Annotated in this window: 18 protein-coding genes; 7 read left to right on the top strand and 11 right to left on the bottom strand. The window is 63.0% G+C overall.

Features of this window, described 5'->3' with window-relative positions; genetic code table 11:
• Positions 1-63: 63 nt before the first annotated feature.
• The 3 genes from ACYVM5_RS13815 (at position 64) to ACYVM5_RS13805 (ending at position 6,022) form a co-directional block, all read left to right on the top strand.
• Positions 64-2,652, top strand: coding sequence for a glycoside hydrolase family 5 protein (locus ACYVM5_RS13815; protein ID WP_460618695.1), 2,589 nt, complete (start codon positions 64-66; stop codon positions 2,650-2,652).
• Between the two features lie 197 nt (positions 2,653-2,849).
• A complete protein-coding gene (locus ACYVM5_RS13810) occupies positions 2,850-4,592 on the top strand; it encodes a glycosyl hydrolase 53 family protein (protein ID WP_460618694.1) in 1,743 nt (580 codons plus the stop codon).
• A gap of 302 nt (positions 4,593-4,894) precedes the next feature.
• A complete protein-coding gene (locus ACYVM5_RS13805) occupies positions 4,895-6,022 on the top strand; it encodes a T9SS type A sorting domain-containing protein (RefSeq protein WP_460618693.1) in 1,128 nt (375 codons plus the stop codon).
• Between the two features lie 78 nt (positions 6,023-6,100).
• On the opposite strand, the gene ACYVM5_RS13800 is transcribed toward ACYVM5_RS13805, so the two are convergent.
• The 6 genes from ACYVM5_RS13800 to ACYVM5_RS13775 all read right to left on the bottom strand — a co-directional run bounded on the left by ACYVM5_RS13800 (position 6,101) and on the right by ACYVM5_RS13775 (position 13,520).
• On the bottom strand, positions 6,101-6,316 hold the full coding sequence (locus ACYVM5_RS13800) for a heavy-metal-associated domain-containing protein (RefSeq protein WP_460618692.1): 216 nt from the start codon (positions 6,314-6,316) through the stop codon (positions 6,101-6,103).
• 137 nt (positions 6,317-6,453) lie between these two features.
• Positions 6,454-6,687 carry a heavy metal-binding domain-containing protein gene (locus tag ACYVM5_RS13795; protein WP_460618691.1) on the bottom strand — a complete coding sequence of 78 codons (234 nt, stop codon included), beginning with the start codon at positions 6,685-6,687 and terminating at the stop codon, positions 6,454-6,456.
• A gap of 110 nt (positions 6,688-6,797) precedes the next feature.
• Positions 6,798-9,287 (bottom strand): TonB-dependent receptor, encoded by a 2,490-nt coding sequence (locus ACYVM5_RS13790; protein ID WP_460618690.1) that lies wholly within the window; start codon positions 9,285-9,287, stop codon positions 6,798-6,800.
• A gap of 195 nt (positions 9,288-9,482) precedes the next feature.
• A complete protein-coding gene (locus tag ACYVM5_RS13785; protein WP_460618689.1) occupies positions 9,483-10,598 on the bottom strand; it encodes a cytochrome-c peroxidase in 1,116 nt (371 codons plus the stop codon).
• Positions 10,599-10,606: 8 nt separating this feature from the next.
• Positions 10,607-11,416 (bottom strand): MbnP family protein, encoded by an 810-nt coding sequence (locus tag ACYVM5_RS13780; protein WP_460618688.1) that lies wholly within the window; start codon positions 11,414-11,416, stop codon positions 10,607-10,609.
• 118 nt (positions 11,417-11,534) lie between these two features.
• Entirely contained in the window at positions 11,535-13,520 is a 1,986-nt protein-coding gene (locus tag ACYVM5_RS13775; protein WP_460618687.1) for a sensor histidine kinase, read from the bottom strand.
• Between the two features lie 141 nt (positions 13,521-13,661).
• On the opposite strand from ACYVM5_RS13775, the gene ACYVM5_RS13770 reads away from it, so the two are divergent.
• Complete coding sequence (locus tag ACYVM5_RS13770) at positions 13,662-14,141, top strand: hypothetical protein (RefSeq protein WP_460618686.1); 480 nt, start codon at positions 13,662-13,664, stop codon at positions 14,139-14,141.
• 384 nt (positions 14,142-14,525) lie between these two features.
• Here ACYVM5_RS13770 and ACYVM5_RS13765 read toward each other — a convergent pair whose 3' ends face one another.
• The 4 genes from ACYVM5_RS13765 to ACYVM5_RS13750 all read right to left on the bottom strand — a co-directional run bounded on the left by ACYVM5_RS13765 (position 14,526) and on the right by ACYVM5_RS13750 (position 21,009).
• Positions 14,526-15,830, bottom strand: a complete 1,305-nt coding sequence (locus ACYVM5_RS13765) for a type IIL restriction-modification enzyme MmeI (protein ID WP_460618685.1) — start codon at positions 15,828-15,830, stop codon at positions 14,526-14,528.
• Entirely contained in the window at positions 15,721-17,361 is a 1,641-nt protein-coding gene (locus tag ACYVM5_RS13760) for a type IIL restriction-modification enzyme MmeI (RefSeq protein ID WP_460618684.1), read from the bottom strand. The genes ACYVM5_RS13765 and ACYVM5_RS13760 overlap by 110 nt, the downstream gene beginning before the upstream one ends.
• Before the next feature lie 138 nt (positions 17,362-17,499).
• Positions 17,500-17,934, bottom strand: a complete 435-nt coding sequence (locus tag ACYVM5_RS13755) for a hypothetical protein (protein WP_460618683.1) — start codon at positions 17,932-17,934, stop codon at positions 17,500-17,502.
• A gap of 51 nt (positions 17,935-17,985) precedes the next feature.
• The gene (locus ACYVM5_RS13750; RefSeq protein WP_460618682.1) at positions 17,986-21,009 is read right to left on the bottom strand and encodes a CheR family methyltransferase; all 3,024 of its coding nucleotides are present in this window, start codon (positions 21,007-21,009) and stop codon (positions 17,986-17,988) included.
• A gap of 126 nt (positions 21,010-21,135) precedes the next feature.
• On the opposite strand from ACYVM5_RS13750, the gene ACYVM5_RS13745 reads away from it, so the two are divergent.
• The gene (locus ACYVM5_RS13745; protein ID WP_460618681.1) at positions 21,136-22,152 is read left to right on the top strand and encodes a chemotaxis protein CheB; all 1,017 of its coding nucleotides are present in this window, start codon (positions 21,136-21,138) and stop codon (positions 22,150-22,152) included.
• 26 nt (positions 22,153-22,178) lie between these two features.
• Here the strand turns inward: ACYVM5_RS13745 and ACYVM5_RS13740 are convergent, their stop codons facing one another.
• Positions 22,179-22,535 (bottom strand): STAS domain-containing protein, encoded by a 357-nt coding sequence (locus ACYVM5_RS13740; RefSeq protein ID WP_460618680.1) that lies wholly within the window; start codon positions 22,533-22,535, stop codon positions 22,179-22,181.
• 465 nt (positions 22,536-23,000) lie between these two features.
• Between ACYVM5_RS13740 and ACYVM5_RS13735 the strand changes: the two genes are divergently transcribed.
• Positions 23,001-23,372 (top strand): DoxX family protein, encoded by a 372-nt coding sequence (locus ACYVM5_RS13735; protein ID WP_460618679.1) that lies wholly within the window; start codon positions 23,001-23,003, stop codon positions 23,370-23,372.
• Between the two features lie 138 nt (positions 23,373-23,510).
• On the top strand, positions 23,511-25,301 hold the full coding sequence (locus ACYVM5_RS13730; protein WP_460618678.1) for an ABC transporter ATP-binding protein: 1,791 nt from the start codon (positions 23,511-23,513) through the stop codon (positions 25,299-25,301).
• Position 25,302 lies beyond the last annotated feature (1 nt).

Raw genomic sequence — 25,302 nt, 5'->3', positions numbered from 1 at the left:
GATGGCCTGATTTCGGCGTCTATCCATCTCATCCGTATTCTTACGGCTTTCTCGCTTCCAATTATGTCCTTCCGGTATTCATTTCTGCTGTTCCTCGGTTTCTTTTGTCAGGTGCTCATCACCTCCCCGGTTTACGCGCAAAAAGCCGCCAAAGAGCCTTCGGGCGACGTTTTCGTGGACAAAAAAGGCGTGCTGCGCTGGCAGAAAACCCAGCAGGAAGTGGCGCTATTTGGGGTGAACTACACCGCGCCCTTCGCCTACTCCTACCGGGCGCACCAGAAGCTGGGCGTGAACCTGGAGCACGCCATCCGGCAGGACGTGTACCACCTGGCCCGGCTGGGCGTCGATGCGTTTCGGGTGCACGTCTGGGATGTGGAAATCACCGACACCACCGGAAATCTGCTTGATAATGAGCACCTGCGCCTGTTTGATTTTCTGGTGAATGAGCTAAAGCAACGCGGCATCAAGCTCATCCTCACGCCCATTGCCTACTGGAACAACGGCTATCCGGAGAAGGACAGCGGCACCGGTTTTTCCAGCATCTATTCCAAGGGCGAGGCCTACACCAACCCGCGCGCCATCGCGGCTCAGGAGCGGTACCTCACGCAGTTCCTCAACCACCGCAACCCCTATACCAAAAACCTCAACCGTGAGGACCCGGACATTCTGGCTTTTGAGGTGTGTAACGAGCCGCGCTACCACAAGCCCGAAGCACAGGTGACCAGCTTTGCCGACCGCATGGCCGCCGCCATCCGGGCCACGGGCTGCCGCAAGCCGGTGTTCTACAACGTGTCGGAAAACCCCGACGTGTACCAGGCCGTGCTCAACGCCAAAGTCGATGGCCTGACCTACCAGTGGTACCCGCAGGGCCTGGTGAGCAACCACACGCTGCGCGGCAATTTCCTACCCTACGTGGACCAGTACCCCATTCCGTACCGCACGGATGCGCGCTTTTTGAGCAAGGCGAAAATGGTGTATGAGTTCGAATCGGCCGATATTATTCAGCCGGTGATGTACCCGTTTATGGCCCGCAGCTTCCGCGAGGCCGGGTTTCAGTGGGCCACGCAGTTTGCCTACGACCCGCTGGCCATTGCCTACGCCAACACAGAATATCAAACTCATTACCTGAACCTGGCCTACACGCCGGCCAAGGCAATAAGCTTACTCATTGCGGGCAAAGCGTTTCGGAGCGTGGGGCGCGGGCAGTCGTTCGGGCGCTACCCACAGGATTCGGTTTTTGGCAATTTCCACGTCAGCTACCGGCTGGGGCTGAGCGAAATGAATTCACCCGAGGAATTTTACTACACCGCCAACACCTACACTGCACCCCGGCAGCCGGCCAAGCTGCAGCACCTGGCGGGCGTGGGCTCCTCCCCGGCCGTGAGCTACGGCGGCACCGGCGCGTACTTTCTGGATAAGCTGGCCTCCGGCGTGTGGCGGCTGGAAGTATTGCCCGACGCCGTAGCCATCCGCGACCCGTTCGAAAAAGCCTCGCTGAGCAAGCCGGTGACGCAGATTTTGTGGAACAATCAGCCGCTGTTTGTGTCGCTGGATGAGCTCGGCCATAACTTTTCAATCAAGGGCTTAAACGAAGGCAATACCGTTCAAACCAAAGCCGCTGGCAGCTACGCCACCGTGCGCCCGGGCGTGTACCTGCTGGCCGCCGCTGGCAAATCCACGGCCGCCTTCACCGCCCAAACGGCCTTCAACCATATCAAGCTAGGCGAGTTCGTGGCCCCGAAACCCAGCGACCTCGGCCCGCAGGTGCGGCACACCGCGCCGGCCCAGGCTGCCGCCGGTCAGCCCCTTCGCATTACCGCTACCATCAGCGGCCTCACGCTGACAGACAGCGTATTCCTCGTGGCGCAGCATTACTACGGCCAGACGCGCACCCTGCCCATGAGGACCCGCAGCTACGCCACGCTGGAAGCCACCGTGCCCGCCGAGCTGCTCTATCCCGGCCAGCTACGCTACTGGTTGGTGGTGCGGAAAGGCACGCAAACGCTCACCTTCCCCGGCGGCTTCAGCGGCCAGCCGCGCGACTGGGACTTTGCCCACGCCGAGCATTACGAAGTGCCCATTGTGGCAGCCGGCGCGCCGTTGCCCCTCTTCCAGGCCAGCCGCGACCAAGAGCGCATCGAAGCCCACGGCATGGCCCCCATGACCTGGACCGACTACGTGACCCTGCCCGACGGAGCCTTAGCCCTGCGCCTCGTGCAAGGACCGCCCCGGCCCAACCAGCCCATCGCCACTGGGCCAGCCGTCAGCCTGCGGGCATTTTTTGGCGATAAGTTGGCCGGCCGTGCCACCGATTTGGCCGGTTTCAGTACCGTGGTGGTGCGGGCCCGCAGCAGCCAGCCCGATGCCAAAATCAGCCTCACCCTCACTACTAAAGATGCCGTGGCCTACGCCGCGCCGCTGGCACTGGGCCCGGAAGTTCGGGAAATTCGCCTGCCGCTCAGCGCCTTCCGGCCGGCCGCGCTGCTGCTGATGCCCCGGCCCTACCCGGGCTTCCTGCCTCTACAATACCAGGCCCCGGCCGCAGGTGGTTTGAAAATCGCGGAGGCCGAAGTGCTGCATCTGACCTGGGAAGCCACTACTGTTACGGGCAGCCCGGTGAGTGTGGATGTTGAGTCGATTTCGCTGCAATAAGCGGGAGTCGGTGTTTGATTCTCTTTCCCGTAGTGGTCCGCCATATTTTCCGTTGAACAACACTGCGAGCCACTGCTTTACCACTGCGAACACTGCGGGAAATATTTCCTGTGGCACAAAACGCTCTGACCAAATACTTTTTCCATAGAACCCCGTAAAAATCTTCCCATTAGCCGCCGATGTTTCCTTCCCCAATAATGAAAAATTTACTACTGCTACTGCTAATGGGAGCCTTCCTCGGGCTGCCGCGCTACACCGTGGCCCAAACCACTACGCCCTTTGCCAAAGGGGCCGATGTGAGCTGGGTGACCCAGATGGAAGCCTCCAACTACCGCTTCTACAACGAGGCTGGTACGCAGCAGGACCTGTTTCAGCTGCTGCACGACCACGACATGAACACCATCCGGCTGCGGGTGTGGGTGAACCCCGCCGGCGGCTGGAACGGCAAAAACGATGTCATCGCCAAGGCCATCCGGGCGCACAACCTGGGCTTCCGGCTCATGATTGACTTCCACTACAGCGACTCCTGGGCCGACCCCGGCCAGCAAACCAAGCCTGCCGCCTGGGTGGGCCACACCCTGGCCCAGCTGCAAAACGACGTGTACAACCACACCTACGACGTCCTCGACTCGCTGAAAGACAACAACATCGTGCCCGAATGGGTGCAGGTGGGCAACGAAACCAACGACGGCATGCTCTGGCCCGAAGGCCGCGCCTCGACCAACATGGCCAACTTCGCCAGCCTCGTCGACCGGGGCTATGCGGCCGTGAAAGCCGTGAACCCCACCAGCAAGGTCATCGTGCACGTTTCCAACGGCTTCAACAACAGCCTCTTTCGCTACCTGTTTGACGGGCTGCGGACCAACGGAGCCCGGTACGATGTCATTGGCATGTCGCTCTACCCCACGGCCGCTAACTGGCCCACGCTCACGGCTCAGTGCCTCGCCAACATGAACGACATGGTGGCCCGCTACCCCGGCAAGGAGGTGATGGTGGTGGAAACCGGCATCGCGGCCAACGTGCCCATCCCCGCCCAGCAAATGCTGCTGGACCTGATGGCCAAAACCCGCTCGGTGCCCAACAACAAGGGCCTGGGCGTGCTCTATTGGGAGCCGCAGGCGTATAACTGGATGGGTTACGGCCTGGGCATCTGGGACAGCAACGGGCGGCCCACGGTGGCCATCAATGCCTTTCTGAACAACCCACCCAGTTCCGGTCTGGTCTACAACCCCGGCTTTGAGTACACCGCCGCCACCCAAACGCCGCTGGGCTGGAGCACCGCCTCCACCACCGATGCCGACGCCGACCTGACGCAGAACCCCGGCTACGCCAGCTCCTACCAGTTGGGCCACCAGAAGGCCACCGCCTACCAGGTCCGCACCTACCAGCTGCTCACCAACGTGCCCAACGGCACCTACACCCTACGCGCCTGGGCCCAAAGCAGCGGCGGCCAGACCCAGTGCCAGCTCTATGCCAACGGTTTCGGCGGCACCGAGCTGGCCACTACCCTGCCCACTAGCAGCACCTGGACGCGGGTGCAGGTCAGCGGCATCGTGGTGAGCAACGGGCAGTGCGAAATCGGGCTGCGCTCCACCGCCCACGCCGGCGAAACCGCCAGTCTTGATGACGTAGAATTCGTATCCTCATCCGCAACTTCTTCTGTTTCTGCCACTACCGATATTGGCTTCTCGGCTCAGGTGTTCCCGAACCCGGCTGCCGGTGCCCGCACCGTGGCTCTGGTGCTCGACCGTGACGAAACCGTGCAACTCACCTTGTACACCCTCACGGGGCAGCTGGTGCGCACCCTGGCCCCGGCCCAGCGCCTCACGCGGGGCCCCCATCAGCTTGCGACCGACGCAACCGGCATTGCGCCCGGCACTTACCTGCTGAAAATCACTCATGGCGACCAGGTTGCGATGCGACAATACGTGCAGCTGTAGCCGTCTACATCTCCCACTGTTTTCCATCGTTTCATTCTCAAACCCGTTTTGCCGCCCACCATCGCGGCCCATTTTACACTCGCCATGGTACGGCACCGCCCAAAGGTGGTAATACAGTAGTCTACTCCCGAACCTTGCTCAGAAGGGCGGCTCCAGCGTGGAGCCGCCTTTTTTTTATTTCTAACAAATGGTTTTTTTGCAATATGCAATGATATTTATGCACATCTTAATTAAAAATTCATTTTTAAAGACGAGGTTTTACATATATTTATAAATGATTTTAACCTTTTATCTCCCACCTCATGAAACAGTTTTCGACACTTGCTGCGATTGGTATCCTTACCATCGCCTCGCTCACGGCCAGGGCCCAGTTCGTTGTAGACGGCAGGGCGACAGCGGCTGAAATTGGTACCGGCATGGGCAAGTATCAATTGGCCGCCACCTACACTGGCTCCCATCTCGATGCCGACCGGGGCATCCAGTCACTCTATGTGGGCTACACCGCCACCACGCTGAATATCATGCTGGTGGGTTCGGCCGAGGCGGCCAACAGTACCACGTCATCGGGCGGGTACCGTTCCCTCATTGTGTACCTGAATACGCCCGCCCGGCCGGGCGCACCGGCCGGTACGGCCCTGCCCGGCGGCAGCGACCCACAGTCGCCGCTCAAGCACCATCCCACCATGGACAACCCCACCGACTATGGCTTTCGGGTATCGGTGGGCCCCGCCTCTGCGACGGCTAACGATGTGTATTTCAGCCGGGTTTCCTACGTGACCGGCACAACCGTGACGCCCGGCACCGATACGTTTATTGCCGCCGGCACCAAGGCCGGCGGGCAGGTGACGTGCACCACTGCGATGGATTTGGGAGGCAGCAAATTTGCTTACAATAACACCGCCACCCTCAGCGGCAATACCACCAATTCGGGGTTTGAGCTGGAAATCCCATTAGCCGACCTGGGCACTGCGACGGTCCCCATCACGACGGGCACAAACATTGAGCTGGTAGCGGCCTACACCGACGGCGACGGCATTTTCTTCTCCGATGTGATTCCCCAGATTGCCGGCCGGACCACCGCCCTGGGCAGCAACCCGGATTTTTCAGCTATTCCGGGCAATCAGTTTCTCACGGATGCATTGGGCACGGGCGTGCTGGCCAGCCGCAGCGCCGTGGCCAGCAGTTTTGATTTCCAGGTGTATCCCAACCCGGCCTCGGCCACTTCCACCATTGCCTACACCGTGCCGGCCGGCCGGCAGCCCGTTTCGCTGGCCGTGTACAACGCCCTGGGCCAGCGCGTGCGCTCGCTGGCTAGCGCCGAGCAGGCCGGCAGCCAGCAGTTTGCCCTCGGCAGCCTGCCCGCCGGCGCCTACCTCGTCAAGCTCCAAATCGGTGACCAGCTCACCAGCCGAAAGGTCGTCGTGCAATAGCTGGGCTGGCGCTGAAATGGCACAAAAAAGGCGGTTCCAGTATGGAACCGCCTTTTTTATTGGTTTTGACTGAACGCCTTACGCCACCAGCGGCTGAATCTCGAATCCGGCGTCCTGCACGGCTTTCACTACCTGAGCGGCGGTGGCGGTGGGCGAGCTCACGGTCAGGATTTTGTCGGCGTTGGCGGTGTCGACCTGCCAGTTATTGGCCCCAACTTCCTGGTTGAGCGCGGGCGTGACGGCCTTGATGCAGCCGCCGCAGTTGATGGTGGTTTTGAAACGAAGCGTTGACATGGAATTGACCAGTGAAGTAGCGGGAAAGCGCCCGGCTGCAAACAGGGGGCGACACAGTAAAATTACCACCGTGCCCGCTGCTCGCCATCATAGAATTTTCGCGCAAAGCTGTAGAATCCTGATGCTGGCGGCTTTTGCTACGTTTTTTTGACCAGTTCCATCTCGCAGGTGGGGCACTTGCCGGGCTTGCTGCTTTGGCTGCCGGCGCAGCCCATCGGGCACTCGTAGCGGGCCTCGGCCACGGGCGTGGCGGCGGGCTTGGCAGCCGGCGCGGCGGTGGCGGCAGCAGGCTTCTGGCCTTCGCAGCTGCTCAGCAGCAGGGTAGCGGTGCACAGGGCAGTCAGCAGGAAAGCGGGAATTTTCGGAAACATGAGCAAATCAGAAACAAGAGGCAATGGAACAACGGCCGCGCCAGCGGCGGCAGCCGAACGGCAAATTTAACGCCGAAGGTTCCGGATGGCACGCTTGCGCCCGCGGCACTTTACTCGAAGCCGCCCCGGCCGCTGTCGTCGGCCTGGTCGTCTTTGCGCTTGGGGCGGGGGCTTTCGCCCGCGTTGCCGAAGCGGTAGGTGAAACCCAAGTACAGGATGCGCGACTCGCGCTTGTTGCGGGCCAGTGACTCGAAACCGGGGCCGTAGGCGTTGAAATTGAATTGCAGCGTGTTGAAGATATCGGACACCCGCAGCGTGATGCTGCCTTTGTCCTTGAGCACGCTTTGCTTGGCGGCAAAGTCGGCATTGAACTGCGTGAGGCGCTGGCCCTGCGCCGATACCACCGGCGAGCGGTAGTTGGCCGAGAGCTGCAAATCGAGCTTTTTGGTGGGCGACACCGTGGTATTGAGCCGGCCCGTGTACACGATGTTGCTGTTGTTGAAATCCAGATTCGTCGGCACCGAGCCTTTGATGATGCGCCGGAACGCCGAGGCATTGGCACTCACCTTCCAGATGCTGGTGACCGGGGCTGTGGCCACCAGCTCCAGGCCGTAGTTGGTTTCCTGGCCCACGTTGAGGCGCGTGGTGTTCGTGACGAGGGCGTTGGTGACGGGGTCGCGGAAAAACGGGTCGCGGATGTTGGTAATCGTGTTTTCTTCGAGCCGGTAAAATGCCGTGGCGCTCACCGAGCTGCTGGCTCCGAAAAACCGCTGGTTGCCCAGCTCCAGCGAGTGCACGAACTCGGGGAACAGCAATGGGTTACCGGTGCGCAGGTTCAGCGGGTCCGAGCGGTCGGTGAAGGGGTTCAGCTCGTCGGCGCTGGGGCGCTGCACGCGGCGCGAGTAGCTGAGCTGCACGCGGTTTTCCTTGCTCACATCGTAGGCCAGCACGGCGCTGGGGAACAGGCTCAGGTAGCTGCGCGTGAAGTGGGCGTTGGGCACGTCCGTCGACTGGTCACCGCGGGTGTTGGTTTGCTCCAGGCGCAGGCCAAACTGGTAGCTGAACGCGCCGGCCGCGTTGGCATACGTGCCGTAGGCCGCCTGAATGAACTCGTGGTAAATGAAGCGGTTCGAGGGGTCGAAGGCCAGTGTGGGGCGGCTGGTGTACTGGTAGTCGTTGTCGGAGCGGCGCGAAATGCTTTTGGCCCCCAGCTCGTAGCGGCCCTTGTCCCCCACCGGCATCACGTAGTCGATTTGGGCCGAGGCCAAGTCGTTCTGCGTGTCGAACTGCTGGTGCTGGTTGCCATTGGTCTGGTCGCGGTAGTTCACGTCTGAATTCACCCCAATGCTGTTTTGCACGGGTGTGTAAATGGCATTGGCCGTCAGTTCGCGGCCCTTCTGGGCAGGCCAGAGGTGGCGGTAATCGAGGCTGAAATCGGCCTGCCTGGCGGTGCCGGCGTTGGTCACGTAGCGGGTGCTGTTGCCCAACGGCGGCGCGAAGCCGGTTATCAGGTTGGTCTGGGTCGAGATGATATTTTCCTGGTTGTCCTGGCTGTTGTAGCGCGGCTGCACGGTCAGCGTCAGCGTCTGGTCGGGTGTGAGGGCGTAGTCCAGCCCCAGGCGCAGGGCGTGCGAGGTGCCCTGAAACACGCCGGTGCGGTCCTGGTTCAGCACCACGGTGGTGTCGAGGCGGGTGGTGCGCTGGCGCACCGAGCCATAGCCCGTGCGCCGGTCATCGCGGAAATCGTAGGAGCCGAACACGTTGAACTTGCCCTTGTGGTAGTTCAGGTTCAGCGAGGTGTTGTATTTATCGCCGGTGCCGGCGGTGGCGGTGGCCTGGCCGTTCCAGCCGTCCTGGCGCTCTTTTTTCAGCACAATGTTGATGATGCCGGCCGAGCCCTCCGCGTCGTAGCGCGAGGAGGGATTGGTCACTACTTCAATGTTCTGGATGGAGCTGGCCGGCAGCTGGTCCAGCGTCACGCCGGTGGGCTTGCCATCCACGAAGATGCGCACGTTGGTCGAGCCGCGCAGGCTCACCGCGCCGCTCTGGTCCACGGTCACGGAGGGCACGTTCTGGAGTACGTCCACGGCCGTGCCGCCGGTGGCGGTCAGGTCCTTGGTCACGTCGATGACCTTCTTGTCGAGGTTATCGGTCACGATGGCGCGCTGGCCTTTCACCACTACTTCGGCCAGCTTGGTGGCGGCCACGCGCAGCCGCAGCGGCCCCAGCTGGAGCGCGGGCGCAGCGGCCGTGAGGGCCACGGCGCGCTGCCCCGTGCGGTAGCCCACCACCGAGGCCCGCAACACGTAATTCCCAAACGGTACTTTTTCGATGGCAAACGCGCCGCTTTCCAGCGTCTGCGCGCCGGCCACGAAGCTCGAATCCGTGGCGCGCAATAGCACCACGCCGGCAAAGGGCAGCGGCTCGTTATTGGCCGCGTCGAGCAGCTTGCCGCTTATGCTGCCGCCGGTTTGGGCCTGCGCCCCCAGCGGGCCGGCCAGCCCGGCTACCAACATTACCCCGCCTACCAGTTGCTGCTGCCCAAACCCAACGGCGCGGGCACTAAAAAACCGCACGAGGGCGGTGAGTAAAACTTTCATATCCCTAAAAATCATTCATCAACTGCGGCCAACAGACACTATCCGCCCTGGTTTAGCTGCTTGCTTTCGATACAAAATTGCAGCACGAACCTGTGATAATTCTGTGCCAGGACCATTTCCATCCGCCAGAAAAAAGCCGTCGCGGCTACGAATATCGCAGCCGCGACGGCTCAGCATTTTACTACTCGGCCCGTGCTATGGCTTGGCGAAGCGCCGGTCGTGGGTGAAAGTGGTATCGGTGAGGGTTTGCAGGAAGGCTACGATTTTGGCCTTCTCGTCCTTAGTCAGGCCCAGGGGGTGGCCGGCGCCGAGCTTGTTGTTGCTGCCGTTGAGGATGAGCGGGTCGAGGTTGGGGCTGGCCGTGGCAATGTGCTCGTTGTAATGGCTCAGCACGCTGTCGAGGTTGGGAAAGCGGCCATCGTGCATGTAGGGGGCCGTGAGGGCAATGTTGCGCAGCGAGGGCACCCGAAACTTGCCGTTGTCGGTGGGCTTGCCGGTTTGCAGGCCCAGGCCCAGGTCGGTGAGCGTGGCGTCGAGGCCGTTGTTGCGGAAGGCGTTATCGGTTTGCAGGCTACCGTCGTGGCAGTCCTTGCAGTTGCCGCCCCGGATGCCGGCCGGGCCGTCCGGGTGCGTCACGAACAGTACCAGGCCCTGCTGCTCGTAGCTGGTGAGGGCGGCCCGGTTGCCGGCCAGGAATTTATCATAGCGCGAGTTGCTGGAAACCAGGGTGCGCTCGAACTGGGCCAGGGCCTTGAGGGTATTCTCCTCGGTGATGGTGCTGCTGCCAAACGCTTTGCGAAACAGCGGCGGATACGTGCTGGTGGCTTGCAAGCGGGCCACGCCGGCGGCCAGCGTCTGGTGCATCTCGGCCGGGTTTTCGATGGGAATGCGGGCCTGGGCTTCGAGGCTGCTGGCGGCCCCGTCCCAGGTGAGCTTGGGCTCCCAGGCCAGGTTGGCCAATGACATGGCGCTGCGCGGCGTGGTGCTGCCGTTCACGCCCTGGGCGTGGGCCAGCCCGTCGGTGAAGGCCAGCTCCTGGCGGTGGCAGCTGGCACAGGAAATCGTGCTGTTCACCGACAGGCCTTTCTCGTAGAACAGCTGCCGGCCCAGCGCCACGCCCTCCACCGTCAGGGGGTTGTCGGCGGGCTGGGCGGGCAGGGCTGGGAAGTTGTCGGGCACCACAAAGTTGTAGGCCGTGGGCGCTACTACCGGGCCTTCGGGGTCCACGGTGTCGCTGTCGTGCTTGCAGCTGGCCAGGGCCAGCAGGCCGGCTCCCAGCCAGGCCAATGTCGTCTTTGGAATCCTCCGCATACCGGCGCTTAGTTGGCGTGAATGTGCTCGACCGTGAACATGCCGGCCGCGTAGTTGTCGGCCATCACGGTTTTCCAGGGGCTGCTGGTGTCCACGATGTAGGTGGTGGCAAAGTTGATGTTATTGGCCGGCGTGGCGCTTTCGAATAAGCTCTGCACGTTCATACTCAGGTGGATGGCGGGCACGTGGCCGGCCACCACGGGCAGCACCACGCCTTTGTCGAACGCGGGCGACACCACCCGCAGGGCGTTGCTGCCGTTGATGTCGTAGGTCAGGAAATGGCTGCTGCTGGCCGGGGCCTGGGGCGAAGTGCCGGCCATGGTCAGAAACACGTATTCGCCGCCCCACTCCCAGTACATCTCGCTGGTGTGCACCAGGGCGCCGCCCTTGGCGGTGGCGTTGTTGTGGGCGTCGTCCACGCCCACCGCGAAGCTAATGCCGGTGTAGTCGCCCACGGGCACCTTGTCAATCAAAATCTGATACGACTTGGGGTCGGCGGCGTCGAAGAGGTAGTAGCCATCGGGCACGGCGAAGGCCGAGCCGTCGGCCTTGGTCAGCTTCACGTTCGAGAGCATCACCAGGAACTTCGACACGGTGAAGGCCTGGCCGTCGGCTTTGGTGTAGGTTTTGGTGTTGAGCTCCAGGTCGGCGGTGCCCACCACGGGCTCCAGCTGAATGGCGAAGCTGCTGGTGGGCGCTTCGGGCTCCACGGTTTTTTTGCCGCAGCTGCCCAGCACGGTGGCGGCCAGCAGCGGGGCCAGCAGCAAGTGGGTAAACGTCGACGATTTCATCTTCTTCCGGGGTAAAGTATTGGTCATGTGCAGGGGTTGTTTGCAGAAGCGCGGAAGCCGCGCATAGGTTCCGGCGGCCCGAAAATACGGGAGCGGGGCTGGCGAACGGCTGCGCAATAATCAGGCCGCAAGCCGCTTCTCGTCCTCACACGTCCAGCTCGAAGCTGATGATGGTGCCCCGGCCCAGGCGCGAGTTGATGGCCAGCCGGCCGCCCAGCAGGGCCACGCGGTTGCGCACCCCGGCCAGGCCAATGCCGGCCAGCGGCTGCCCCGCCAGTGCGGCCGGCTCGAAGCCGCAGCCGTTGTCCTCCACGCTCACCTCGAGGCGGCCGTTTTCGTGGGCCACGTGCACCACGGCTTCGGTGGCGTGGGCGTGCTTCATCACGTTATTCAGCAGCTCCTGCACCGTGCGGTACACCCCGATTTCGACCGGCGGGCTGAAGCGGTGGCCCAGGCCCAGCAGGTGCAGCCGAATGGGCAGGCCGGCCGGCGCAATGCGCTTCACCAGCTCCTGCAGGGCCGTTTGCAGGCCAAAGTCCTCCAGCACGCCGGGCGTGAGCTCGAAGGAGATGGTGCGCGTGGCCCGGATGGCTTCCTGCAGCAGATTCAGCGCCCCATCGGGTGCCCCCGCCACCCCGGCCCGGCCCGCCAGGCTGAGCTTGGCGGCGTAGAGGAGCTGGCCCAGGCCGTTGTGCAGGGCCTCGGCAATGCGCTTGCGCTCGGTTTCCTGGGTGGCCAGAATGGCGGCCAGCACTTCCTGCTGCTGGCGCAGGCGCATCTGGGTGGCTTCCTCGGCCAGGCGGTCGCGCTCGGTCACGTCGCGCACCACCGTGAGCACGCCGCTGGGCCGGCTTTCGCCGCTGTGGTAGAGGGGCACCACGTGGGCATCGTAGCGGCCGGGACGCGCCTGAAACCCGCGGCTGAACAGGTCGATGCGCTCGCCGGCCAGCGCCCGCCTCACCATCCCGTGCGATTCGTCGTCGAGGTAGGGCAGCACCTCTGCTAAAGGGCGGCCCAAAACCGCGGCGGCATCGTGCCCAAAATAGGTGGTGGCCTGGGCGTTCCAGGCCGTGATGCGGCGCTGGTTGTCGACGGCAATGATGCCGTCGACGGTGTTATCCAGTAGGCTTTCGGTGAATTCCTTGCTGCGTTGCGCCTGCTGCAGGGCCTGCTTGGCGGCCGTGATGTCGCGCCACAGAATGTGCACCACCGGCGCGGCCCCGTCCAGCTCGATGGGCGTGAGCACGGCCTCAATCCACACCAGCTCGCCCGTGAGCCGCTGCATCTGGGCCTCGCAGCGTTTCGAGCCGTTGCGCAGGGCGTCTGCCATGGCTTCCTGAATCAGGTCGACGGTGCGGCGGCCGTCGGGCTGCCGCTCGGGGGCGTGGGCCCAGGCCGGCTGGCCCACCAGCTGCTGCCGGTCGGCGGTGCCCAGCAGGCGCAGGGCGGCGGCGTTGCAGTCCACCACCTGGTAGCCCTGCAGCAGCACCACGGCCGTGTAGCTCTCGCTGAACAGCTTGCGGAAGCGGGCCTCGCTGGCGGCCAGGGCGGCCGTGGCCCGCTGGCGGGCGGTGGTGTCGAGCACGGCCAGGCGGCACTGCGGGCCGGCCGGCGTGTCTACCCGCAGGCCTTCGAGCTGGCCGAAAAACGGGGTGCCGTCTTCCTGCTGCAAGGGCAGCTCCAGGCTCTGGGTGCTGTCGGCGCCAAACACGCGGGCCAGAAACTGCCCAAACGCCAGGCGCTGGGCCGGCTCCACAAACAGGGCAAAGCGCCGCCCCGCCAGCCGCTGGCGCACGGTGCCCAGCAGCTTGGCCCCGCAAAAGTTGAGCTGCTCGATGAGGCCGGCTTCGGTGAGGGTGAAGTAGCCCACCGGGGCGTAGTCGTAGAGGTCGGCGTACTGGCTGCGGGCGGCCTGGGCTTCGGCCTGGGTCAGCAGCAGCTCTTCGTACTGCATTTCCAGCTCTATCTGCTGCACTTGCAGCTCCTGCACCAGGCGCTGCATTTCCTGGGGCGTTTGCTGGGCGGTGGTCTGGGTGACGAGCTGCCGGCGCTGCTCGGCGCGGGCGCGCAGCTCCAGCAGCGAGGCGTGCAGGTCGACGGGGGGCGGGGCGGGCGGGGTGGTGGGCAGCATGAGCAGAAAGGCGAGGAACGCAGTGAAGATAAGCAGGCCGCGGCGGAAGGCCGGCCCCCGGCCGCCAACCCCACAAAAACGCCTACCTTCCGGCCGCCAAGTGGCACCCGTATTTCACGCTTACCCAAAACCCCTAGTCGCATGCCCAACGAGTTCCATTCCGACATTCCTGCCAAGGTGCTGACCGACGTGCAGGCCCACTTCGACGCCATCCGCACGGCCCTGGCCCCCTACCTCCTTTCCCTCACCCCCGACGAGCGCAAAACCATGCTGCGCATGGCCGACAAAACGGTGGCCTTCGTGAGCAAAACCACCGACTACGCCACCGCCACCCCCGCCTTCGTGCCCGCCTTCGTCGACCTGGCCGAGCTCAAGCAGGACACCGCCGGCATGGCCGCCCTCACGCCCCTGCGCCAGCAGTGCGAGCAGCTTGCCCTCGACCTGGATTCCACGGTGATGGTGGCCGGCTCCGAAGCCTACGCCAACGCCCTCACCGTGTATGGCAACATCAAGTTTCTGGCCAAGAACAAGCAGCCCGGCGCCCAAACCGCCTACGACGACCTGAGCGTGCGCTTCCCCGGCAACGCCAACGCCGGCCGCAAACCCACCGTCAAAGGCTAGTTTCCGCCCCGGCAGGTAGGGGCGGGGCTTGCCCCCGCCCGGACGTTTGCATCGTGGCCACGATTCCGTGCAACGACGGGCGGGGACAAGCCCCGCCCCTACCCAATCGGGCTGCCGTGGGCCGATTTCGTTCAACGGCCGGGCGGGAACAAGCCCCGCCCCTACCCAATCGGCCCACAGTGGGCCGATTCCGAGCCAAAAAGGCCCGATTTTGAGGAAATAGCCCTCGAAATCGGGCCTTTTTGGCTCGATTTCGGGCCAACGTGGACGGCAATCGGGCCAGGTTGGGTCGAAATCGGGCCAATGTGGACGGAAATCGAGGGTCCGACCCTCGAAATCGGGGGTCCGACCCTCGATTTCGGCCCCCGGCGGCGGGGGGCGGGGCTAGGCGGCCGGGCCGGCGGGCCGCCGCCGGGCCTTGGGCGGGGGCGGCAGCAGGGGGGCCTGCAAGGCCCGGTAGGCGGCAAACAGAAACTCGAGCCGCGCCAGCTCGGTGGCGAAGGCGGCCGGGCGGTAGCACAGGTCCACGGCCTTGTCGAGGGTGGCGTGGGCGCGCACCAGGGCCGGCGGCATGGTGAGGGGGTCGTAGAGGGTGGCCAGGCTCTCGGCGGGGAACTCGGCCCGGGCCGCCAGCACCTGCGCGGCGGCGGCTTCCACGGCGGCGGTTTGCTTCGGGCTGGGCGCGGGCGGGAAGGGGAACGTGTTATAAACAACGTTGCCCGAATAGCTGTACCGACTTTCTAATCGCCCTGCAACTACTCTCATCCAAGCCATGTGCATGGTCGAAGTAAGAACGCCGAACAAGTAAGGTGTCGCATTTGCAATCAATCGTAGCTTGTCACCACACATAAATTCCGGCGTAAGAAACGCAATTGGAATAAACCTACGGCGTTCCGAAGAAACTTGGGGAATTGCTAGAAACGGTTTGTCAGCAACGAATGAAGTATGAAACAAGGTGGGTGTGGCAGCCAGCTTTTTAGTCGGGAGACTGTTGCTCGAAGCCCGAAAATCACGCACTGCTTCAATCAGTTTCTTAGCCTCTGGCAGCTTCGAGAGTTCCGAAGGCGAAGTATCTCCCAGCCACAAGCACCACCGCTCGGTTCCGTTTATAAATTCCTCGCCACCCAACCAGCGCTTGAAATAAGGGGCAGCTTGAGGTTCTTTTTGCAGAAATTCAGCTTTCCGCTCCGGTGTGAACAGATAGTTGCCGCCATCAATTGGCTTGTTTCCCGAAACCATTGCGGGCACATCACAAAGCGGCATGCTCCTACTTCTAACCAAAACGTTTTCGGCATCAATCAAATAAGGATTGATGTTTTTCACCTTCAGCTCGTGCGGCTCGCTTTTGGGCGTGGCGTAGTCGAATAGCCGACGCGTGGGCGGGGCTTCCAGCCCAAAACCCACAATCACGCAGAACACGTTGGCATTGCCGCGCGCCTCATTGCTCCACTTAAAGGTGCGGTGCGCGAACTGAATGTGAATGTGGTAGCGGTTCAGCATCTCGCCCCACAAAATGCTCACCTGCTCGCCCTGCGTGATGCTGTTGGTGCTCACGAAAGCCGTTCGTACAGCATATTCATCAGCCAATTGAGCTGCTTTCAGGTACCATGCAGCCACGTAATCCAATACTCCAGCGCCTTGCAGATTTCCAGCAACTGCTAACAATTCTCGCCGCTGCGCCTCGCTCATCATCTTTGAACCAATGAACGGCGGATTGCCCAAGACATAGGTATCTCCCGCGTTCCCGCGTTCCCGCGTTCCCGCGTTCCCGCGTTCCCGCGTTTTTATCATCAGTCCTTAAAAAACTATGCAAATTGAGCACATCAGCCCAATTCTCCAACAACGCATTACCATAAATAATCTTGGCCGTGCGCGTGAGCGGGAAGCGCATATATAAGTTGCCAAAGGCTTCGGAGAGGCGCAGGTTGAGCTGGTGGTCCATGAGCCACATGGCTACCTCGGCAATGCGGGCCGGGAATTCTTCCACCTCGATGCCGTAGGCCTGGTCCACCTGCACGCGGGCATAGAGGGCCAGGTCGATGGTTTGGCCGGTGGCGCGCTGGCTCACAAAGAGGCGTTCGAGGATTTCCTGCTCCAGCAGGCGCAGCTCGCGGTAGGTCACCACCAGGAAGTTGCCGCAGCCGCAGCTCGGGTCCAGAAACCGGAGCTGCTCGAGCCGCCGGTGCAGGGCATCGAGCCTGGGGCGGCTCTGGCCCGCCGTGGCCAGCTCCTGGCGCAGCTCGTCCAGAAACAGCCCCTGAATCACCTTCAGAATGTTGGCCTCCGAGGTGTAGTGCGCCCCCAGGTTGCGCCGCTTCACGGGGTCGGTGACGGACTGAAACAGCGAGCCGAAGATGGCCGGCGAAATCCGCGACCAGTCGAAGTACGTGCACCGGATGAGCCGCTCGCGCAGGGCCGCGTCGAAGCTCGGGAAGGGGAAGTATTCCGTGAACAAGGCCCCGTTCACGTAGGGCAGCTGGGCCAGGTAGTCGGGCAGGTGGCGCTGGCGCTCGGCGGGCGGCTGGTCGAGTATCGAAAACCATTCGGCCAGGCGGGTGCCCACGTCGGCGCCGTCGGGCCGGGTCTGGGCCTCCAGAAATTCCTGAAAGGCATTCTTCTCGAAGATGGCCGTGTCCTCGGCAAACAGGCAGAACAGGATGCGCACCAGCAGCACTTCCAGCTTGTGGCCGTGGTAGCCGCCGGCAAGCAGGGCGTCGTGCAGCTCGCCCATCAGCTCGGCCGCCCGGATGTTGGCGGGGTCTTCGGGGCGGTACTCGCGCTTCTGGTAGCCCGTGAGGAAGGCAAACAGGTGCAGGTGCTGGTGCAGCTCGGCCAGCCCGAATTCGTGCTCCGTGCCCTCGTCGAGGTCGTAGAGGCGGAAGCGGGCGAAGTCCGACACCAGAATGTACTTGGGCAGCTCGTGGTCTTTGAGGCCGGGGAAGTAGTCGCGGGCCTGCTGGCCGGCGCGGTCTAGGTCGCGGCCCCGGCTTTTGTGCTCCACTAGCAGAGTGCCCTTCCAGAGCAGGTCGATGAAGCCCTGCCGCCCGTCGGCCTTCTTGATGGGCACCTCGAAGGAGGCCACCCGGCGGCGCTTCACGTCGAAAACGTGGAAGAAATCAATCCAGAACGCCTGGGCGTCGGCGCGCTCGTCGGCGGCGGTCTGCCACTCCTGGGCAAAGCGAATGGCGCGGTCTTTTAATTCGGAAAGGGAAAGGGGCATACGGAACCAACCGGGGTAGAAATGAAGCCGGAAGATAGGGCCCGCCCGGCGGTGGGCCGCGCAATCCCGCCACTGGCCCCGCCGCTGGCGCGCGCCAGCCGTTGGACGGCGGCAGAAACCGCGCCGCCCGCCCCCGCCCTACCCTGGCTGGCTCATCAGCCAGGCCATGGCCGCCCCTTCGTCATAAAACAGGCCCGCCTGGTAGGGGCGCTCATCGGCCAGGGCCTGGCACACGGCGCTGGCCACGGTGTCGTCGGTTTGCAGCTGCTGAAAGCGGGCAGCGGAGCAGATGACGCCCAGCCGCAGCGGGTGCGGGGCCAGCCCGACCGCCACCGCTGGCAAAAATTTATAGGTGAGCCACTCCGCCACCTCCAGGTTGAGCGGGCCGGTGTGGCGGGCATCGAGCAGCCAGCGGGCGCAGCCGTACCGCAGGGCCAGCGCCAGCGTCGCCTGGTACGATTTGCGGGCCTCGGCTACGGTGTACGGCTTGAGCCAGCGCAGCACCACCACCTGGAGGCTCTCCTGGTAGGCCAGTGTATAGGCGGGTACAGAAAGGACGGGGACGGTTTGCATGCCCCAATATAGACAAACAATTATATTACCACCTATTCCACCCCCGGCCACCTACGCGCCCACCTCTTCCACGCCCAGCAGCAGGCGGCCGGTGCGCGCCCCGCCGCTGGTAAGGGGCCGCCCAAACAGCCGCAGCGTGCGCAGCCCGGCCGTCGGAAACTCGGCCGTGTAGATAAAGTCGGTGAAGGACTGCTCCGGGTGGCGCAGGGTGGTTTCGAGGCGCTCGCGCAGGGCGGGCTGCTGCCAGGCGCCGCCATCCAGCTCGCGCAGCAGCTGGCCCAGGCTGCGCTCGCGGTCGAGCCCAAACAGCGTGGCAAAGGCTTCGCTAATGGCCAGCACCCGCTGCTTGGCATCGAGCACGAGCAGGGGTTCGCGCAGGGTTTCGGCAATGCTTTCGGCAAAGCGGGCGCTTTCCTGCAGCTGGGCCTCCAGGGTTTTGAGGTGGGTGATGTCGGTGAAGGTGATGACGGCCCCGCTGATGTAGTTGTCGAGGGTGCGGTAGGGCAGGATGCGCATCACGTACCACTGGCCCTGGGTGGTCTGGATGTTGGCCTCCACGGTCACCAGCTTGTCGAGCACCTGGCGCACGTCCTGGGCCAGGCTTTCGTGGCGCAGGGTGGTGGCAAAGTGCAGGATGGGGCGGCCCACGTCGCCGGGCAGCAGGTTCACGATGCGGTGCACGGCCGGCGTGAAGCGCTTTATCACCATGTCGTTGTCCAGGAAAATGGTGGCGATTTCCGTGGCATCGAGCAGGTTTTTCATGTCGTTGGCGGCCTGGCTCAGCTCCTCGGTTTTGGTGAGGTACTGCATGTTGAGGGTCATGAGCTCCTCGTTCAGGCTCTGCATTTCCTCTTTGTTGGTCATGGCCTCCTCGTTGGTGCTTTGCAGCTCCTCGTTGGCGCTTTGCAGCTCCTCGTTGGTGCTCTTGAGCTCTTCCACGCTGCTTTCCATCTCCTCGATGGTGGTCTGGAGGCGGTGCTTGGTGTAGTGCAGCTCCTTTTCTAGGGCTTGCACCTGGGCGTCGTGGTCGGGGGCCAGGGTGGCCTTGCCCAGGCGCACCTTGCGGGGCGTGGGCTGCTCCTCAAACACCACCAGCAGCAGGCCGGCCAGGGGCTCGCCTTCTTCCAGCACCTTCACCGTGAGGCGCAGCAGCTGCACGCCGGCGTCGAGGCGCAGCTTCACGCCCTCGGCCACCACGTCCTGGCGGGTGGCCACGGCCTTGTGCACGGCCTCGCTCAGCTCGTAGTTGAGCTCTTCGCGGGCCATGTCAAACACGTTCATGGCCCCCAGGCCGGGGGCGGGCTCCAGGTAGCGGCCGGTGCGGCCGTTCACGTACAGAATTTCACCCTTGGGGTTGATGACCACGGCGGGCGGCGTGTATTGGCGCAGCAGCACGCGCTGAACCAGCGCGGCAAACGGGCCTTCTTTGCGGTTATTATGGGATGTCATGGGGCCAGTGGTAGAAACGGGCGCGGCCTGGGCATGCTGCCGGGCCAGCGCAAAAGGGAAATTGGCCAGCCGCGTGAGCGACGACGGCACATCGGAGCGGCGCGAAATCTTCCACTTCACATCCAGCGGCAAAAACAAATCCTGGAAGCCCGTGAGGTTTTCGCTGGGCCCGAGAAACAGCAGCCCGCCCGCGTTCAGGGCGTAGTGGAAGATGGGAATGAGGTTTTTCTGGAGCTCGGCGCTGAGGTAGATGAGCAGGTTGCGGCACACCAGCAGGTCGAGCTTGGTGAAGGGCGCGTCCTTGTTCAGGTCGTGCACGGCAAACACCACCACGTCGCGCACCTCCTTCTTGATGCGGTAGCCGTCCTCGGTTTTGGTGAAGAAGCGCCGCAGCCGCTCGGGGCTCACGTCGGCCGTCACGTTTTCGGGGTACAGCCCCACGCGGGCATAGTCGATGGCGTCGGGGTTGATGTCGGTGGCAAAAATCTGGAGCTTGAGGTAGCTGGTGGGCGTCATCTCGCCCAGGCATTCGAGCAGGGTGATGGCCAGGCTGTAGGCTTCCTCGCCCGTGGAACAGCCGGGGGCCCACACCCGCACGGTGCTGTCGGCGGGCTTGGCGCGCAGCAGCGGCAGCAGGCGCACCCGGAGTTGCTCAAATGCCTCGCGGTCGCGGAAAAACTTGGTCACGCCGATAAGCAGCTCCTTAAAGAGGGCATCCACCTCGGCCGGGTTCTCCTGCAGGTAGCGCACGTACTGCGTAAACTCCCGAATCTGGTGCGAGTTCATGCGCCGGTCGATGCGCCGAAACACCGTGTTGCGCTTATAAAAGCTGAAGTCGTGCCCGGTTTTGGCCCGGATGAGGTGAAAAATCTTTTGCAGGGCGTGGGCCGGGCGGCTGCTGCTGTCCATTTCCTCGCGGCGGGGGCGGGTGTCGGGGTGGCGCACGTAGTCCAGCAGCTTGGCCGGCAGCTGCTCGGCGGGCAGCACAAAATCCACAAACTCAGTGGCCAGCGCCGAGCGCGGCATCGAGTCGAACTCGGCCGTTTCAGGGGCCTGCACCATCACCATCCCAAAGTTTTCCATCACCATTTTCAGGCCCAGCGTGCCATCCGAGCCCAGCCCCGAGCAGATGATGCACACCGCCCGGTCGCGCGCGTCCTTGGCCAGGCTCTGGAAAAAGAAGTCGATGGGCAGCCGGTGGCCCGCCGGCTGCGTGGGCGCAAACAGCAGCAGCATGCCGTGCAGAATGCTCATGTCGCGGCCGGGCGGAATCACGTACACCTGGTTGGGGCGCACCCGCTGGCCGTCGCTGGCCTCGCACACCGGCATTTTGGTGAAGTGCTGGAGCACCTGCGCCAGCTCCGAGGGCTGGTCGGGCAGCAGGTGCGTCACCACCATAAAGGCCATCCCGCTATCGGCCGGCATGGCCCGAAAAAACCCTTCAAACGCCGCCAGCGACCCCGCCGAGCCGCCCAGCGCCACCAGCGGAAACTTTTCGGCCGCGTGTTCGGGGTGCCGGGCCAGGGCGCCGGCAATGGGCTCGTCGCCATCTCGGGAAATTTCGCCGGACGGGGTGGTGTGGATGCCGGGTTCGTCGGGCGCGGACGCCGAATGGGTGGGATTCATAAAACAGCGGGCGTGAAAGCCCCCGCTCCCTTTGGAGCTGGGCCAAAACAAATTTACCGTAAAAAGCCCGGGGCCTTCGCCACGCCCAGGCTTTTGCCGTAGTAAATCCTATTTCCCCCACTCCTCATGGCAGCTCCGACTTATCTTATTGTGGTGGGCGCTTCGGCCGGCGGCATGCCCGCCCTGGTCGAATTTGTGGCCTACCTCCCGGCTGCCATTCCCGCTGCCATCCTGGTGGTGCAGCACTTTGCTCCCGATTTCGACGGCCAGCACCTCGTAGACCGGCTGGGCCGCCACACCGCCCTGCCCTGCCGCCTGCCCGCCGACGGCGAATCCCTGAAGGCCGGCACCCTCTACCTGGCCCCGCCCGACCGCCACCTGCTGGCCAAAGACGGCAGTGTGCCCCACCTGCTCGTAACCAAAGGCCCGCGCGAAAACCACTACCGCCCCGCCGTCGATGCCCTGTTCCGCTCGGCGGCCGTGGCCTATGGGGCGCGCACGGTGGGCGTGGTGCTCACGGGCATGCTGCACGACGGCACCGCCGGCCTGGAGTTTATCAAGCGCTGCGGCGGCGTAACCATCGTGCAGGACCCCGGCGAAGCCGAATTCCCCAGCATGCCCGAAACGGCCCTGCTCAACGTGGACGTGGATTACGTGGTGCCCCTGGGCCAGATGGCGGCCCTGCTCGACGAAATCACCCACAGTCCCGTGCCCCAGCACCAGCCCGCCATCCCCGACGACCTGAAGCAGGAAGCCGCCATTGCGGAAAGGGTGGTGGGCGATACCGTCGCCGTCGACAGCATTGCCCACTTGGTGCCCCTCACCTGCCCCGACTGCGGCGGCAACCTCTGGGAAGTGAACGAGGGCAAAGTGCTGCGCTACCGCTGCCACACCGGCCACGCCTACACCGCCGACAGCCTGCTCCACAACTCTCAGCAGCACCTCGAAGAAACCCTCTGGGTGGCCCTGCGCATGATGGAAGAGCGCAAAAACCTGCTCACCGGCATGGCCGCGCGCAACGAGGGCTCCTACTCGGTGCAGCGAAAAGAAAGGCTGGAAGAAATCAAAAAGCACATCAACCGGCTGCGCGAGTTTCTGCTGGCCGGCAGCAGCCCCACCACCATTACCACGCCCGAAGACTAAGGGCACGGGGATAGGCGGGCGCGGGCTTAGGCTTCCAGGCTCCAGTCGTGCCAGTGGGCCTGGCGGGCGGCGTCCAGCAGCGTGGGCACCATGCAGGGTGCGGGACCCAGCTCCTGCTCCAGCAGTTCGCGCTTCACCCGCTCGGGCACGTGCACCAGCACCAGCTGGGCGTGCTTTTCCTGCAGCTGAAAGTGCGAGTTCCACAACAGCCGGGCGGCTTCGGCCGACAGCGATTCCAACATGCCGCAATCGACCCACACGGAGTGCTTGCCGCTGCGCTGCGCCCGGCGCAGCCAGCGCGCCAGCACCGCTTCCGATTTGCCCTGCCGGCCGGGTGCTAGAATAAGCAGGTAGCTTTCCGGCAGCATTTCATGGTATATCACGTGCATAACGAATAGAACTTAGGCATCAACCAAAGAGACATAAACAAGATATTCCAATACAATGCGGTAAGACATCATGTAATGTTGCTACAAATTTCACCAATAAGATAAGTTAACAACAGGTTAAAAATACGGGTTTTGCTATGTATAACTACTTAACTATTGCGGGGATAAATCTCATTTCCGCTCGTTCCTCCCACATGATACTGCCTGACCCGGAAAACTATTGGCTCAGTGCGTTGCAGCAAAGAGAAGCAGAGAAGCCAACCGAAATAAAGTTAAACATATATTTATTACAATACAATGATTAAAATTTGGATTTCCATGTCGGCCCCGGACTGCTAAAACATTGGGGCACCAAAATCATCTCCATTCTGCCGACCTTGGCGGCGGAACCAGTGCTAACACGCCGCATCGCCGGCCAAAATCCTCACATCACCCTTTTTCACCTTTTCCCATTTCACTATGAGCCCTTCTGTACGCAACATCATTGCCTGGATTTTGCAGGCCCTGCTGGCCGCCATGTTCATCTTTGGCGGCTTCAGCAAGCTGAAAGACCTGGATGGCACTATGAAAATGTTTGAGGGCCTGGGCCTGCCGGGCTGGTTCGGCGGCTTCATTGGCGGGGCCGAATTGCTGGGCGGCATCGGCCTGTTGGTGCCGCGCACGGTGCGCCCGGCGGCCATGGGCCTCATCATCATCATGATTGGGGCCGTGTTTATGCACGCCACCAAAATCCCCGGCGGCCTGGCCAAGGGCGTGCCGGCCATTGTGGCGCTGGTGCTGCTGGTGGTGGTGCTGGTGCTGCGCAGCCGCCCCGCCGTCCGGACGGTGTAATCGGCCACGCAGACCGTCATGCAGTGCGCAGCGCAGCATGACGGTCTGTTTGATTGCAGTCTTCCAAACCATTGCCGCCCGGCCGGGTTGCTTGCCTTCTGGCCGGCCCGGCCGGGCTACTTGCGTGTTCTCGTCATCATGAAAATCCTTTATAGCTACCTGCGCAACTACTGGCCGCTGCTGGTGCTGGCCCTCGGGCTGGCCGCCGTCAACCAAGTATTTTCGCTGCTCGACCCGTATTTCTTCCGCCAACTGGTGGACCACTTCACCGCCAAATACCCGGATATTTCGGGCGTGCGGCTGGTACAGTTCTGGCCATTTTTTTGGGAGGCGATTCCGCTGGTAGGCATTATGCTGGGGGTGGCCATGGTGTCGCGCATCGCCAAAAACTTCCAGGACTATTACGTCAACGTCATCACCCAGCGGCTGGGGGCCAAGATGTATTCTGACGGCCTGCGCCACTCATTGGAGCTACCCTACCAGGTGTTCGAAGACCAGCGCTCCGGCGAGACGCTGGGCAAGCTCCAGAAGGTCCGCATCGACGTAGAAAAGCTGATTCAGGCTTTCGTAAACGTGGTGTTTACGGCGCTGGTGGGCATCACCTTCGTGATGTGGTACGCCATTACGGTGTACTGGCCCATTGCCCTGGGCTACTTCCTCACCATTCCGCTGCTGGGCATTCTGAGCTTTTTCCTAAGCAAGCGCATCAAGGTCATTCAGAAAACCATTGTGGCCGAAACCACGGCCCTGGCCGGCTCCACCACCGAGAGCCTGCGCAACATCGAGCTCATCAAAAGCCTGGGCCTGGCCCAGCAGGAAACCGAGCGCCTGAACGGCACCACCGCCAAAATCCTGAAACTGGAGCTGCGCAAGGTGCGCTACCTGCGCTCGCTGAGCTTCGTGCAGGGCACTTTTGTGAACCTGCTACGCAACATCATCATCATGCTGTTGCTGTACCTGCGGGTGCAGAATCACATCAGCCTGGGCGAATTTTTCTCGTTCTTCATCTACTCGTTCTCCATTTTCGGGCCGTTGCAGGAGCTGGGTTCCATCATCGGGGTGTACCGCGAAACGGAGATTTCGCTGGGCAACTTCCAGACGATTCTCGACACGCCCAAGGACGTGAAGCCGGCCCATCCCAAGTCGGTGGCCCACATCGACAACCTGGCGTTCGACCACGTCAGTTTCCAGCACCTCACGGCCAAGGGCAAGGCGCTCACCAACATTTCCTTCGGGGTGAAGCTCGGCGAAACCATTGCCTTCGTGGGGCCGTCGGGCTCGGGCAAAACCACGCTGGTAAAGCTGCTGGTGGGCCTCTACCCGCCCCTCTCGGGCGAGATTCGCTACAACGGCATCCCCGGCAATGAAATCGACCTCGACGAATTGCGCGAGCAAATCGGCTTCGTGACGCAGGACACCCAGCTGTTTGCCGGCACCATCCGCGAAAACCTGCGCTTCGTGGCCCCCAACGCGACGGACGAGGAATGCCTCACGGCCCTGCGCCAGGCGGCGGCCGATACGCTGCTGGCCCGCGCCCCGCTGGGCCTCGACACCGTGATTGGCGAGGGCGGCGTGAAGGTGAGCGGCGGCGAAAAGCAGCGCCTCAGCATTGCCCGCGCCCTGCTGCGCAAGCCCACGCTCATGGTGTTCGACGAAGCCACCTCGGCCCTCGATTCACTCACCGAAGAGGAAATCGGCAAGACGGTGCGGGAACTCTCGGGCTCGCGCCAGCACATGACCATCCTCATTGCCCACCGCCTCAGCACCATCCTGCACGCCGACCGCATCTTCGTGCTCGAACGCGGCCATATTGCCGAGCAGGGCGGCCACGCCGAGCTGCTGGCCCAAAAAGGCCTCTACTACGCCATGTGGCGCCAGCAGATTGGCGAGCGCAAGGAGGCCGAAGCCACCAGCGCCGTGGCCGTTTAGG

This window comes from Hymenobacter ruber (assembly GCF_054783255.1).
The sequence above is the reverse complement of the archived record's forward strand: the minus strand, read 5'-3'. Positions and strand labels throughout refer to the sequence as shown.

What these genes read in the sequence shown, in the direction of transcription:
- ACYVM5_RS13775 (WP_460618687.1), bottom strand. Translation starts at nt 13,520, where the DNA reads ATGCTGCCCACCACCCCGCCCGCCCCGCCCCCCGTCGACCTGCACGCC.
- ACYVM5_RS13795 (WP_460618691.1), bottom strand. Translation starts at nt 6,687, where the DNA reads ATGTTTCCGAAAATTCCCGCTTTCCTGCTGACTGCCCTGTGCACCGCT.
- ACYVM5_RS13730 (WP_460618678.1), top strand. Translation starts at nt 23,511, where the DNA reads ATGAAAATCCTTTATAGCTACCTGCGCAACTACTGGCCGCTGCTGGTG.
- ACYVM5_RS13750 (WP_460618682.1), bottom strand. Translation starts at nt 21,009, where the DNA reads ATGAATCCCACCCATTCGGCGTCCGCGCCCGACGAACCCGGCATCCAC.
- ACYVM5_RS13765 (WP_460618685.1), bottom strand. Translation starts at nt 15,830, where the DNA reads ATGAGCGAGGCGCAGCGGCGAGAATTGTTAGCAGTTGCTGGAAATCTG.
- ACYVM5_RS13800 (WP_460618692.1), bottom strand. Translation starts at nt 6,316, where the DNA reads ATGTCAACGCTTCGTTTCAAAACCACCATCAACTGCGGCGGCTGCATC.
- ACYVM5_RS13785 (WP_460618689.1), bottom strand. Translation starts at nt 10,598, where the DNA reads ATGCGGAGGATTCCAAAGACGACATTGGCCTGGCTGGGAGCCGGCCTG.
- ACYVM5_RS13805 (WP_460618693.1), top strand. Translation starts at nt 4,895, where the DNA reads ATGAAACAGTTTTCGACACTTGCTGCGATTGGTATCCTTACCATCGCC.
- ACYVM5_RS13810 (WP_460618694.1), top strand. Translation starts at nt 2,850, where the DNA reads ATGAAAAATTTACTACTGCTACTGCTAATGGGAGCCTTCCTCGGGCTG.
- ACYVM5_RS13815 (WP_460618695.1), top strand. Translation starts at nt 64, where the DNA reads ATGTCCTTCCGGTATTCATTTCTGCTGTTCCTCGGTTTCTTTTGTCAG.
- ACYVM5_RS13770 (WP_460618686.1), top strand. Translation starts at nt 13,662, where the DNA reads ATGCCCAACGAGTTCCATTCCGACATTCCTGCCAAGGTGCTGACCGAC.
- ACYVM5_RS13790 (WP_460618690.1), bottom strand. Translation starts at nt 9,287, where the DNA reads ATGAAAGTTTTACTCACCGCCCTCGTGCGGTTTTTTAGTGCCCGCGCC.
- ACYVM5_RS13745 (WP_460618681.1), top strand. Translation starts at nt 21,136, where the DNA reads ATGGCAGCTCCGACTTATCTTATTGTGGTGGGCGCTTCGGCCGGCGGC.
- ACYVM5_RS13760 (WP_460618684.1), bottom strand. Translation starts at nt 17,361, where the DNA reads ATGCCCCTTTCCCTTTCCGAATTAAAAGACCGCGCCATTCGCTTTGCC.
- ACYVM5_RS13755 (WP_460618683.1), bottom strand. Translation starts at nt 17,934, where the DNA reads ATGCAAACCGTCCCCGTCCTTTCTGTACCCGCCTATACACTGGCCTAC.
- ACYVM5_RS13780 (WP_460618688.1), bottom strand. Translation starts at nt 11,416, where the DNA reads ATGACCAATACTTTACCCCGGAAGAAGATGAAATCGTCGACGTTTACC.
- ACYVM5_RS13735 (WP_460618679.1), top strand. Translation starts at nt 23,001, where the DNA reads ATGAGCCCTTCTGTACGCAACATCATTGCCTGGATTTTGCAGGCCCTG.